The organism is Ramlibacter sp. (assembly GCF_035706265.1).
Taxonomy (GTDB): Bacteria; Pseudomonadota; Gammaproteobacteria; order Burkholderiales; family Burkholderiaceae_C; genus Ramlibacter.
In genome coordinates, this window is sequence record NZ_DASSVG010000229.1 from 1 (window position 1) to 11,817 (window position 11,817).

General features: G+C 69.9%; 11 protein-coding genes. 10 read left to right on the forward strand and 1 reads right to left on the reverse strand.

Features of this window, described 5'->3' with window-relative positions; genetic code table 11:
• Positions 1-303: 303 nt before the first annotated feature.
• The 8 genes from VFM98_RS08665 to VFM98_RS08700 all read left to right on the forward strand — a co-directional run bounded on the left by VFM98_RS08665 (position 304) and on the right by VFM98_RS08700 (position 8,484).
• Positions 304-1,287 carry a tripartite tricarboxylate transporter substrate binding protein gene (locus VFM98_RS08665; RefSeq protein ID WP_325109511.1) on the forward strand — a complete coding sequence of 328 codons (984 nt, stop codon included), beginning with the start codon at positions 304-306 and terminating at the stop codon, positions 1,285-1,287.
• 35 nt (positions 1,288-1,322) lie between these two features.
• On the forward strand, positions 1,323-2,315 hold the full coding sequence (locus tag VFM98_RS08670; protein ID WP_414709000.1) for a Bug family tripartite tricarboxylate transporter substrate binding protein: 993 nt from the start codon (positions 1,323-1,325) through the stop codon (positions 2,313-2,315).
• 9 nt (positions 2,316-2,324) lie between these two features.
• Positions 2,325-3,728: a 3-isopropylmalate dehydratase large subunit gene (leuC, locus tag VFM98_RS08675; RefSeq protein WP_325109512.1), complete on the forward strand. Its 1,404-nt coding sequence runs from the start codon at positions 2,325-2,327 to the stop codon at positions 3,726-3,728.
• Entirely contained in the window at positions 3,725-4,330 is a 606-nt protein-coding gene (leuD, locus tag VFM98_RS08680; RefSeq protein WP_325109513.1) for a 3-isopropylmalate dehydratase small subunit, read from the forward strand. The genes leuC and leuD overlap by 4 nt, the downstream gene beginning before the upstream one ends.
• A gap of 31 nt (positions 4,331-4,361) precedes the next feature.
• Positions 4,362-5,225: an isocitrate lyase/PEP mutase family protein gene (locus VFM98_RS08685; protein ID WP_325109514.1), complete on the forward strand. Its 864-nt coding sequence runs from the start codon at positions 4,362-4,364 to the stop codon at positions 5,223-5,225.
• Positions 5,226-5,241: 16 nt separating this feature from the next.
• Positions 5,242-6,378 carry a zinc-dependent alcohol dehydrogenase family protein gene (locus VFM98_RS08690; RefSeq protein ID WP_325109515.1) on the forward strand — a complete coding sequence of 379 codons (1,137 nt, stop codon included), beginning with the start codon at positions 5,242-5,244 and terminating at the stop codon, positions 6,376-6,378.
• Positions 6,375-7,409, forward strand: a complete 1,035-nt coding sequence (locus VFM98_RS08695; protein ID WP_325109516.1) for a LacI family DNA-binding transcriptional regulator — start codon at positions 6,375-6,377, stop codon at positions 7,407-7,409. The genes VFM98_RS08690 and VFM98_RS08695 overlap by 4 nt, the downstream gene beginning before the upstream one ends.
• Positions 7,410-7,497: 88 nt before the next feature.
• The gene (locus tag VFM98_RS08700) at positions 7,498-8,484 is read left to right on the forward strand and encodes a tripartite tricarboxylate transporter substrate binding protein (RefSeq protein WP_325109517.1); all 987 of its coding nucleotides are present in this window, start codon (positions 7,498-7,500) and stop codon (positions 8,482-8,484) included.
• A gap of 222 nt (positions 8,485-8,706) precedes the next feature.
• On the opposite strand, the gene VFM98_RS08705 is transcribed toward VFM98_RS08700, so the two are convergent.
• Positions 8,707-10,302 (reverse strand): gamma-glutamyltransferase family protein, encoded by a 1,596-nt coding sequence (locus tag VFM98_RS08705; protein WP_325109519.1) that lies wholly within the window; start codon positions 10,300-10,302, stop codon positions 8,707-8,709.
• A 105-nt stretch (positions 10,303-10,407) separates the two neighbouring features.
• Here VFM98_RS08705 and VFM98_RS08710 point away from each other — a divergent pair, with 105 nt between their 5' ends.
• Both VFM98_RS08710 and VFM98_RS08715 read left to right on the forward strand, forming a co-directional pair.
• Positions 10,408-11,091, forward strand: coding sequence for a GntR family transcriptional regulator (locus VFM98_RS08710; protein ID WP_325109520.1), 684 nt, complete (start codon positions 10,408-10,410; stop codon positions 11,089-11,091).
• Between the two features lie 46 nt (positions 11,092-11,137).
• The coding region (locus tag VFM98_RS08715; RefSeq protein WP_325109521.1) for an aminotransferase class III-fold pyridoxal phosphate-dependent enzyme at positions 11,138-11,817 on the forward strand (680 nt) is incomplete at its 3' end.

Below are 11,817 nucleotides of genomic sequence, written 5' to 3' on the forward strand. Positions count from 1 at the left end.
GCCCGGTCGCGGTACTGCTCGATGACGGGCGCGGAGAACTCCCGCAGGTGGCGGTAGCCCAGGAAACAGAGGCGCGGCAGGCGCGGAGCGGCCGCGAAGACGTCGGTGGTCATGTTCCAGCAATGTTGCGGAGCGCAACGCGATTGTTGCACGGATCTGCAACGTCGCAACGTCAATGCAACATGACTTCTATAAGAATCAAGCACTTGCGCGTCGCAAGGGGTTGGCACGGCTTCTGCGAAACGGAAGGCCTGCCCCGCCAGCCGGCTCGCCCGCTGGACCCGCAAGCACCAGGAGACAAGCATGCAGAACACCCCGCCCGCCCTGACCGGCGCCTTCAACCGCCGCACCGCCCTCGGCGGCCTCGCCGCCCTGGCGCTCGCCAGGCCCACCCTGGCCGCCGGCTATCCCGCCAAGACCGTGACGCTGGTCGTGCCCTATTCGCCCGGCGGCGGCACCGACATCGTGGGGCGGCAGCTCGCCCAGAAGCTGAGCGACCGGTGGGGCCAGTCGGTTGTGGTGGACAACCGCACCGGCGCCAACGGCGTGATCGGCTCCAGCCTGGTCTCGAAGGCGCAGCCGGATGGCTACACGCTGCTGCTGGTGGTGGGCTCGCACGCGGTCAATCCGGCCCTGATGAAGAAGATGCCGTACGACACCCTGACGGCCTTCACGCCCATCACCAACGTGGCGACCTCGCCCATGGTGCTGGTGGTCTCGGCCAAGGGCCCCTACAAGACGCTGCCGGACGTGCTCAAGGCGGCCCGCACCGAGGAGCTGGGCGTCGGCAACTCGGAAGGCCAGACGCGGCTCACCGGCGAACTGATGCGCCAGGTCGCCGGCCTGAAGACCGTGGAGGTGTTCTACAAGGGCGGCGCGCCCATGATGGTGGACATCATCGGCGGCCACCTGCCCATGGGCTTCACCAGCGTGCTGACCGCCCTGCCCCACGTGCAGGCCGGCAACCTGCGCGTGGTGGGCGTGGCCTCGCGCGAGCGGCTCAACGTCTTCCCGGACGCGATGACCTTCGCCGAAGCCGGCGTGCCGGGCATCGAGTCCCTGAGCTGGTACGGCATGTTCGGCCCGGCCGGCATGCCGCCCGCGCTGGTGGAGCAGATCGGCCGTGACCTGCGCGCCGTGGCCAACGAACCCGCCGTGGCGAACCAGCTGCGTGACCAGGGCGCCCAGCTGGTCCTGAGCAGCCCCGCCGACCTCGATCGCTTCCTGCGCAGCGAAGCCGCCAAGTGGGCCACCGTGGCCCAGCGCGGCGGCATCAAGCCCGAATGAGTCGTCCCTCCCCAGAACTCCGGAGACCTCGCACCGTGAACCTGCCCCTCCCGACCGCCCGCCGCCGCCTGCTGGCCGCCGCCCTCGCCGTGGCTGCCTGCGGCCTGTCCACCGCTTACGCGCAAGAGAAGTACCCCAGCCGCCCCATCCGCCTGATCGTGCCCTTCGCCACCGCTGGCGTCACCGACACCAGCGCCCGCATCGTCGCCGAGAAGCTCAGCCAGGAACTGGGCCAGCAGGTGGTGGTGGACAACAAACCCGGCGCGGCCGGCAACATCGGCACCCAGATGGTCGCCAACGCCGAACCGGACGGCTACACCCTGCTGCTGGCCTATGACGGCACGCTGGTGATCAACCCCAGCGTGTACGCCAAGGTGCCATTCGACCCGGTCAAGGACTTCGCACCGATCGGCAAGATCGGCGACGCCGTCCTGATCGTGGTGGTCAATCCCAAGGTCCAGGCCACCAACCTGGCCGAGCTTCAGGCGGTGGCCAAGGCCACGCCCGGCGGCCTCTCCTACGGCAGCGCCGGCACTGGCGCCACCACCCACATCGCGGGCGAGATGCTGAAGCAGCGCACCGGCATGCCCCTGGTCCACGTGCCCTACAAGGGCGGCGGCCAGGCCATGGGCGACGTGGTGAGCGGCGTGCTGCCCATGAACTTCACGGCGGTGGCGGGCGCCATGCCCTTCATCCAGAGCAAGCAGCTGCGCCCGATCGCCGTGGCCTCGCGCCAGCGCGTCGCCTCGCTGCCGGACGTGCCCACCTTCATCGAATCCGGCCTGAAGGACTTCGAGATCAACTCCTGGGTCGGCCTGGCCGCTCCCGCCCGCACGCCGGCACCGGTGATCGCCCGGCTCAACCAGGCCCTGAACAAGGTGCTGGCCACGCCGGAAATGCGCGAGCGCCTGGCCAAGCTGGGCATCGTGGCGCAGCCGAACACGCCCGCGGCTTTCGGCGAAGAGATCGTGCGCGACCTGGCGAAGAACAAGGCCATCGTGAAGGCCGCCGACATCAGGATCGACTGACGCGCCTCGATGACGACCCTGTTCGACAAGATCTGGGCCGCCCACGCGGTGGCCCGCAACGAAGCCGGCGACGACCTGGTCTACATCGACCGGCACCTGGTGCAGGAGGTGTCCAGCCCGCAGGCCTTCGCCAGCATGAAGGCCTCCGGCCATGGCCTGCGCTCGTCCGCCCGCCACATCGCGGTGCAGGACCACAACGTGCCCACCAGCGCCGATCGGCTGGTGAATATCCCGAATGCCGAGAGCGCCGAGCAGATCGCCACCCTGCGCCGCAACACGCAGGCCACAGGCATGCGCCTGCTAGACCTGGACGACCCGCTGCAGGGCATCGTGCACGTGATCGCCCCGGAACTGGGCTTCGTGCTGCCTGGCAGCACCGTCGTCTGCGGCGATTCGCACAGCGCCACGCTGGGCGCCATGGGCGCGTTGGCGTGGGGCATCGGCACCTCCGAAGTCGCCCACGTGATGAGCACCCAGAGCCTGTGGATGCGCAAGCCGCGCACCCTGGGCATCGAGGTCTCCGGCGCGCTGGGCCCGGGCGTCTACGCCAAGGACCTGGCGCTGGCCCTGATCCATCACATCGGCACCAGCGGCGGCGTCGGCCACGGCATCGAGTACTTCGGCCCCGCGGTCGCGGCCCTCTCCATGGAAGCGCGGCTGACGCTGTGCAACATGACGATCGAGGCCGGCTCGCGCTTCGGCCTGGTGGCGCCCGACGCCACCACCCTCGCTTACCTGCGCGAGCGCGTACAGGGTCCGGCGCGCGAGCATTTCGAGCAGGCCGAGCAGGCCTGGACCGCGCTGCGCACCGACGATGCGGCCGATTTCGACCGCCTGGTGCGGTTCGACGCCGCCGCGGTCACCCCGCGCGTCACCTGGGGCACGACCCCGGCCGACAGCGCGGCCTTCGACGGCCGGGTGGGCGACGGCGGGACGCCGGCCGATGCGGCCGAACGCAGCCGGATCGAGAAGAGCCTGGCCTACATGGGCCTGCAGCCCGGGCAGGCGCTGTCGTCGGTGCCCATCGACGTGGCCTTCATCGGCTCCTGCACCAACGGCCGCCTCGAGGACCTGCGCGCCGCCGCCGCCGTCGCCCGCGGCCGCCGCGTGGCTGCCGGCGTGCGCGCCCTGGTGGTGCCGGGCTCGGCTAGCGTCAAGCGCGCGGCGGAAGCCGATGGCCTGGCGCAGGTCTTCGTGGATGCCGGTTTCGAATGGCGCGAGCCTGGCTGCTCCATGTGCATCGGCATGAACGGCGACAGCCTTGCTCCGGGCCAGCGCTGCGCGTCCACCTCCAACCGCAACTTCGAGAACCGGCAGGGCCAGGGCGGGCGCACCCACCTCATGAGCCCGGCCGCCGTGGCCGCCTCCGCCCTGCGCGGCACGCTCACCGATCCCCGGGAGTTCCTGTCATGAAGGCCGTCATCGCCCAGGTGTCGGGGCGCGCTGCCGTCATGCAGCGCGACGACATCGACACCGACGCCATCTTCCCCGGCCGCTTCCTGCGCCTCGTGCAGCGGGACGGCATGGGCGTGCACCTGTTCGCCGATTGGCGCGCCGAAGGCCGGCCCGAGGTCGCCTTCATGCAGCGCCCGGAGCCGGCGCGCCTCATCGTGGGGGCGCAGAACTTCGGCTGCGGCTCCTCGCGCGAGCATGCCGTGTGGGCCCTGGCCGACTACGGCGTGCAGGCGGTCGTGGCGCTGTCCTTCGGCGACATCTTCCGCAACAACTGCGTGAAGAACGGCCTCGTAGCCGCCACCGTCACGCCGGCCGAACACGCCACGCTGCTGCAGGCGCTCGCCGCGACGCCCGAGGGCATGCTGCGCCTGGACGTCGCCACGCGCTGCCTGCACCTGGCCGATGGCCGCCAGCTGGCCGTCACGCTGGCCGAGGGCCACGCCGAACAGCTGCTTTCCTCCGAGGACGAGGTGGACCGCACCCTGCGCCACGAGGGCGCGCTGCGCGCCTACGAAGAGCGGGTGCACCAGCAGCAGCCCTGGCTCGGCTCCCTCGCCTGATCCCCCTTTCCAGAATCGAACGAAATCCGCCATGGCCAATCCCATCCTCCGTCAGAAGCTCGCCGCCGGCGAATTCCTCGTCATCCCCGGTGTGCAGGACATGATCGCCACCGTCATGACCAACAAGGTCGGCTTCGACATCGTCTACGGCACCGGCTACTGGCTCACCGCCTCCGCCCTGGGCCTGCCCGACGCCGGCATCGCCACCTACACCCAGATGGTCGACCGCATGCGCACGGTGGTGCGCACCAGCAATGCGGCGCTGATCGCCGATGCCGACACCGGCTACGGCGGCCTCCTGAACGTGCACCACACGGTGCGCGGCTACGAGGAAGCCGGCGTGACCGCCATCCAGATCGAGGACCAGGAGTTCCCCAAGAAGTGCGGCCACACGCCCTACAAGCGCTGCGTGCCGACCGAGGACATGGTGGAGAAGATCAAGGTCGCGGCCGAGGCGCGCGAGGACAAGGAGAACTTCCTGATCATCGCCCGCACCGACGCCCGCGCCAGCCTGGGCGTGGACGAGGCGATGCGCCGCATGGAGGCCTATGCGAAGGCCGGCGCCGACATCCTGTTCTTCGAGGCACCGCAATCCGAGGAGGAGATGCGCCGCGCCTGCGAGGCCTTCGACAAGCCGATGCTGGCCAACATGGCCGACGGCGGCAAGACGCCCATCCTGCCGGCCAAGGTGCTCGAGGAGATCGGCTATTCGCTGGCAATCTATCCGTCGATGACCAGCCTGGTGGCCGCGGCCGCCATGGAGAAGGCGCTGCGCACGCTGAAGGAGCAAGGCGTGAGCCAAGCGCCCAGCATAGACATGTTCGACTTCGGCGAGTTCTGCAAGCTGATCGGCTTCCAGGAAGTCTGGGACTTCGAGAAGCGCTGGGCCCGCTGAAGAAAGGAGGCCGCCCATGAAGACGCGCGCAGCCGTCCTCGGCGCCATGGGCGCCGCCCGCCCCTACGCCACGAGCCGCCCCCTGCGCATCGAGGAGGTCGACCTGGCCCCGCCCGGGCCGGGCGAGGTGCTCATTCGCATCGCCGCCGCCGGCCTGTGCCATTCGGACCTCTCGGTGATCAATGGCGACCGGCCACGGCCGATGCCGATGGCTCTGGGCCACGAGGCCTCGGCCGTCGTGGTCGAGACCGGCGCCGGCGTGGCGGATCTGCACGCGGGCGACCACGTGGTGGTGGTCTTCATGCCCAGCTGCGGTCACTGCCTGCCCTGCGCCGAGGGCCGCCCCGCCCTGTGCGAGCCGGGCGCGGCCGCCAACGGCGCCGGGACCCTGCTGTCCGGCGCACGGCGCATCTCGCACGTGGGCCATGCGATCAACCACCACCTGGGTTGCTCGGTGTTCGCCGAACACGCGGTGGTGTCGCGCCATTCGCTGGTCCGCATCGATCGAGACCTCCCGCTGGTGGAAGCCGCCCTCTTCGGCTGCGCCGTGCTGACCGGCGTGGGTGCCGTGATCAACACGGCGCGGGTGCCGACCGGCGCCTCCGTGGCAGTAGTGGGTCTCGGCGGCGTCGGCCTGGCGGCCCTGCTGGGCGCCCATGCGGCAGGAGCACGGCAGATCGTGGCGATCGATCTGTCCGAAGACAAGCTCGCCCACGCGCGCAAGCTGGGGGCCACCCACACGGTCAACGCCAGCCTGCCCGATGCACGCGAGCAGGTGCGCGCGCTCTCGGGCGGCGGCGTCGAATACGCCTTCGAATTCGCGGGCTCGGTGCGGGCACTCGAACTGGCCTATTGCATCACCGCGCGCGGCGGCACCACGGTCACGGCCGGACTGCCTCCTGCCAGTGCGATGCTGCCGGTGCCGGCCGTCAGCCTGGTCGCGGAGGAACGCACGCTCAAGGGTAGCTACATCGGCACCTGCGTGCCGGCGCGCGACATCCCGCGCTACCTGAGCCTCTGGCGCCAGGGGCGGCTTCCGGTCGACCAGTTGCTCTCCGGCACGCTGCGGCTGGACCAGATCAACGAGGCCTTCGACCAGCTGCACGAAGGCAAGGCCATCCGGCAGGTGGTGGTCTTCGACCCGGCACCGTGAGCGCCGCACGCCCCGGTGAAGGCGCGGGCACCCTGCGCGCCATCGCCGGGCACCTGGGGCTGTCGGTTTCCACCGTCTCGCGCGCGCTGTCGGGCCACCCGGCCATCAGCGCGCGCACCCGCGAAGCCGTGATCGCGGCAGCCACCCAGGTGGGTTACCGCTTCCCGCCCCAGGGCCGCGGCCGCGTGGCCGGCACCCGCATGGTGGGTGTGGTGGTGGGCGCGCTGCACAACACCTTCATGACGCTGCTGCTGCAGCACCTGCACGACGCCCTGCAGGCCGCCGGCTACCAAGTCGTGCTGCTGATCGACCCCATGACCGATCCCGAGCGGCTGCTGGCCTTCCGCCCGCTGATCGAGAGCTACCTCGACGGCCTGATCTTCGCCACCGCGACGCTGGACTCCCCCATCGTCGGAGAGGTCCGCCGGCGCGGCATTCCGACCGTGCTGGTGGTGCGCAGCGTCGAGGATGTCCGCGTGGACACCGTGGAAGTAGACAACTTCCGGGCCGGCGAGGAAGCGGTGCGTCACCTGCTGGCGCTGGGCCACCGCCGCCTGGGTTTCATCATGGGACCGGAGAACACCTCCACGAGCCGCAACCGCATGGCCGGCGCGATGCGGGCCCTGCAGCAAGCGGGCGTGGATCCCGCGACGGCGCAGCTCGTCTGGGGCGAGTACACGGCCGAAATGGGCTATTCCAAGGCGATGGCGCTGATGGTCGCGCCGGAGCCCGTCACGGCCATCGTGGCCGGCAACGACACGATCGCGCTGGGCGTGCTGGAGGCCGCCCGCGCTTGCGGCCGCGCGGTGCCGCAGCAACTGTCGGTGATCGGGTTCGACGACATGCCGCTGGCGGGTTCTCCCATCGTGGGCCTGACGTCCATCCGCCAGCCCGTGGAGGCCATGGCCCGCACCGCGGCGCGGCGCCTGCTCGATCGCATGCGCCCCGGCCAGGCCATCAGCCCGCCTTCGCACGACGTGCTGCCGATCGAGCTCATACGCCGCGGCACCACGGGCTCGGCCAGGGCGTAACGATGCCGGCGCTAGGGAACGACCCTAGCGTTTGCGCAAGCGTTGCATCCGCATTTCACGGACAGTGGATCCCATGCAAGGAACCAAGATGCGAGAGATCCCCCACTCCCTGACGCGCGGCGTGCACGCCCTGGCCGTTGCCAGCCTGTGCGCCGTCGCCGCACCCGTGCACGCCGAGGCGCAGCCCGCGTGGAAGCCCACCCGTCCCGTCACCATCGTCGTGCCCTACGCGCCCGGCGGCGGAACCGACACCACCGCCCGCGCCACCGCCAGGCTCCTGGGTGAACTCTGGGGCCAACCGGTGGTGGTGGAGAACGTGCCCGGCGCCGACGGCCTCATCGGCGGGCGGCGCGTGATCGAGGCCCGCGCGGACGGCCACACGCTGCTGCTGCAGACCCCTGCCATCGTCCTCACCAAGCACGCGCCCTCGTTCAAGGGACCCGATCCGCTGGCGCGCCTGCTGCCGGTGACGAACATCGCGCAGTCGCCGGGCGTCATCGTGGCCAACGCCAGCATTCCCGCGAGCACGCTGCCGGAACTGGTCGCGTACTGCAAGACCGCGGCGAAGCCCTGTGCCATGGGCACCGGCGAGAACGTCGCCAAGCTGTTCGGCCGGCAGCTGCAGGCCGAGGTGCTGCCCAATCTCATCGTCGTCAACTACAAGGGCACGTCCGCGATCATCACCGACATGATCGCCAACAACGTGAACTTCGCCGTGACCGGCATCACCTCCGCACTGCCGCACCAGAAGGCCGGCACGCTGAAGGTCGTCGCGAGCCAGGGCAGCAAGCGCCACAGCGCCGCGCCCGACGTGCGCACGGTGGGCGAGACCGGCATGCCGCAGTACGAGTACACGACCTGGTTCGGCCTGTTCGCGCCTGCGGAAACGCCGCCCGCGGTGGCCCAGGGCATCTACGCCGCGGTCAAGGAAGTCATGCGCCATCCCGAACTGCAGAAGGCGATCGCGGCGGCCGGCGCGGCCCCGCTGGTCAACACACCCGAAGAATTCGCCGCGCAGGTCCGCAAGGAAGACGAACGCTTCACCAGCTTGGCCAAGCGCTTCCCGCTGGACTGAGCGCGGGCGCACGCGGCGCGGTTCAGGCTTGTCGAGGTATTAGGCGGGAACGCCGCCGGGGCGGTGACTTCTGCTCGGGTTCGCTTGCGTCGCGCCGGCCCTGATGCACCGGCCGTTAGAGACCCTGGTGCGCTGTCTCCACGAAAAGACTCGCCGCGAACCAGCAGGCCGGCCGAGGCCCCGCCAGAAAGGGACAGGCGGCGAGGGGCGTGCCTTAAAGGATCAAAAGCCCACGGCCTGCCCGTCGCGCCTCGAATCCGACGCCCCGATGTACGCGCCATCGTCGGTGCGGTAGATCAGCTGGGCGGCACCGAAGTCGATGCTATCCCGCGCTGCCACGCTGGGCGCGTGTCCACGCTCGCGCAGCGACTCCACGACCTGCGCAGGCACATGGTGCTCGAGGTTGAGCACCGGGCCCGGATCGACGCGGAAGCGCGGCGCATCGCTCATCGCCTGCGGGTTCTGGCCGAAGGCAGCGAAGCGCGCCACCATCTGGACGTGGCCCTGGGCCTGCATCGAACCGCCCATGACGCCCATCGCCATCACGGGCTGGCCGTCCCGGGTGAGGAAGCCGGGGATGATGGTGTTGAGCGGCCTCTTGCTCGGCGCGACCTGGTTCGGGTGTCCATCGGCCAAGCTGAAGCCCTCGCCGCGGTTGTGCAGGGCAATGCCGGTGCCCGGCACGACCACGCCGGAACCGAAGCCGCGATAGTTCGACTGGATGTACGAAACCATCGTGCCGCTCGCGTCCGCCGTGGCCAGGTACACGGTGCCAGCCGTCTTCGGCATGCCCGCGGCAGGCGCGGAAGCGCGTTTCATGTCGATGAGGGTCGCGCGCTCGGCGAGATAGCCGGGATCCAGCAGGTCGGCGGGCCGCACGCGCTTCATGGCCGAAGCGTCGGCGACATGCCGGTGCAGGTCGGCGAACGCGAGCTTCATTGCCTCGATCGCGACGTGGTAGTAGTCGGCGCTGTCGCGCCCCATCGCCTCCAGGTCGAAGCGCTCGAGGATGCCCAGCCCGATCAGCGCTGCGATACCCTGGCCGTTGGGTGGGATCTCGTGCAGCGCGTAGCCGCGGAAGGATTGCTGCATCGGCTGGACCCATTCGGCCTCGTGGGCGGCGAGGTCGCTCACGCGCAGGGCGCCGCCGCATTCCCGCGCGAACGCCTCGATGCGTTCGGCCAACGAGCCGCGGTAGAAGCTCTCGCCGCCGCTTTCCGCGATCTGCTGCAGCGTACGCGCCTGGTCCGGGAAGCGCCAGCGCTCGCCGGCTTTCGGCGCGCGTCCGTCGATTGTGAATGCCTGGCGGAAACCGGGCTGCTCGATGAAGCCCGGCACCTGGTTGGCCCACTGGCGAGCGATCTGCGGCGAGACCAGGAAACCTTCCTGCGCATAGCGCACCGCGGGCTCGAACAGGCGCTCGAAGGGCAACTTGCCGAATCGCTCATGCAGCGCCTTCCAGCCGGCCACCTGGCCCGGCACGCTGACCGAATCCCAGCCGGTGGCCGGCACCTTGTCGCGGCCCTTGAAGTACTCCGGCGTCCACGCCGCCGGCGAACGCCCGCTGGAGTTGATGCCATGCAGCCGGCCCTCGTGCCAGACCAGCGCGAACATGTCGCCGCCAATGCCGTTCATCACCGGCTCGACCACCGTCAGCGCGATGGCCGTCGCGAGGGCGGCGTCGATGGCATTGCCGCCGAGGTACAGCATCTGCAGGCCGGCCTGAGCGGCCAGCGGCTGGCTTGCGCAGACGGCGTTCGCCGCCATCAGCGGCATCTTCTGCGAGGGATAGGGGAAGCTCCAGTCGAAAGGCAGCATCTTGTCTCCGTCGTCAGGTGCGCAGCCGACCGAACGGGGGCGGCCTCGACCATTGTTTCGGGCCATAGTAGCATACGTGTATCCAATTTCGCCTCGGAACGCCTCGTGAACCCGCTGCTCGATCCCGCCCCGGCCACCGCCGAAGAACAGGCCTACCGCTACCTGCTCGGACGCATCCGCATGGGCGAGCTGAAGCCGGGAGACCGGGTGGTACCGGAGGAGGTCGCCGCGGAAATCGGCATGAGCCGCATGCCCGTGCGCGATGCGTTCCGGCGGCTGGCCACGCAGGAGTTGCTGACGATCCGGCCGAACCGCGGAGCCGTGGTGCGCGGCCTGGACCCGGCCGAACTGGTCGAGGTGTTCGAGATGCGGGCCGTGCTGGAGGGGCTGGCGGCGGCTTCCGCGATGAAGGCCATCGGCAGCGCGGAGCTGAAGGAGCTGGAGCACCGCCTGGAAATGATGGAGGAGCGTGCCGACAACGTCTCCGACTGGGTGGGGGCGCACCGCGACTTCCACCTGTATTTGTGCAGCTTCAGCGGCAAGCCGCGGCTGCTCGCCCAGATCTCCGCCCTTCACCTGAGCATCGAGCCGCATATGCGCCTGTGGCTGCAGGCCGCGGCGAAGCCTTTGTCCTCCCACGAGGATCACGGGCTGATCCTCGACGCGCTCAAGCGCAGGCGGCCCGAACTGGTCGAGACGGTGGTGCGCGACCATGTCTGCGCGACCATCCCCGACCTGCTGGCACTGATGGGGGCACCCCATCCCGGCGCAGGCGAAGAATCGCGCTAAGTAAATACGTGGATACATGCTGACGGCCTGCTGCCCATAATGGGCCATGAGCTTCAGCGACACCGTGCACGCCGGCGACGTCGGCTCGCACCTCCATCCGTACACCAACCTCGCGCTGCACGAGCAGGCCGGGCCGATGGTCATCACCCGCGGCGAAGGCATCTACGTCTTCGACGACCGGGGAAACCGCTACATCGAGGGGCTTGCGGGCCTGTTCTGCGCCTCGCTGGGCTTCAGCAACCAGCGCCTCGCCGATGCCGCGGACCGGCAGATGCGCACCCTTCCCTTCTATCACGCGTTCGGCGGCAAGGCCTCGGAGCCGTCGGTGCGCCTGGCGCAGCAGCTGCTGACGATGGCGCCGGTGCCGATGTCGAAGGTGTTCTTCGCCAACTCCGGCTCGGAGGCGAACGACACGGCGATGAAGCTCGCCTGGTACTACAACAACGCGCTGGGCCGGCCCGCGAAGAAGAAGATCATCTCGCGCCTGCGCGCCTACCATGGCGTGACGATCGCAGCCGCCAGCCTCACCGGCCTGCCGAACAATCATCGCGAGTTCGACCTGCCGATTTCCGGGGTGCTGCACACCGACTGTCCGCACCACTGGCGCTACGGCGAGCCCGGCGAAACGCAGGAGGCGTTCGCGACGCGCTGCGCCGAAGCGCTGGAACGGCTGATCCTCGCCGAAGGGCCCGACACGGTCGCTGCCTTCATCGCCGAGCCGCTGCA

Bases quoted from the DNA above. Each gene is read 5' to 3' on its own strand.
- VFM98_RS08705 (WP_325109519.1), bottom strand. From the start codon at position 10,302: ATGCTGCCTTTCGACTGGAGCTTCCCCTATCCCTCGCAGAAGATGCCG.
- leuD (WP_325109513.1), top strand. From the start codon at position 3,725: ATGAAGGCCGTCATCGCCCAGGTGTCGGGGCGCGCTGCCGTCATGCAG.
- VFM98_RS08665 (WP_325109511.1), top strand. From the start codon at position 304: ATGCAGAACACCCCGCCCGCCCTGACCGGCGCCTTCAACCGCCGCACC.
- VFM98_RS08685 (WP_325109514.1), top strand. From the start codon at position 4,362: ATGGCCAATCCCATCCTCCGTCAGAAGCTCGCCGCCGGCGAATTCCTC.
- VFM98_RS08690 (WP_325109515.1), top strand. From the start codon at position 5,242: ATGAAGACGCGCGCAGCCGTCCTCGGCGCCATGGGCGCCGCCCGCCCC.
- VFM98_RS08700 (WP_325109517.1), top strand. From the start codon at position 7,498: ATGCGAGAGATCCCCCACTCCCTGACGCGCGGCGTGCACGCCCTGGCC.
- leuC (WP_325109512.1), top strand. From the start codon at position 2,325: ATGACGACCCTGTTCGACAAGATCTGGGCCGCCCACGCGGTGGCCCGC.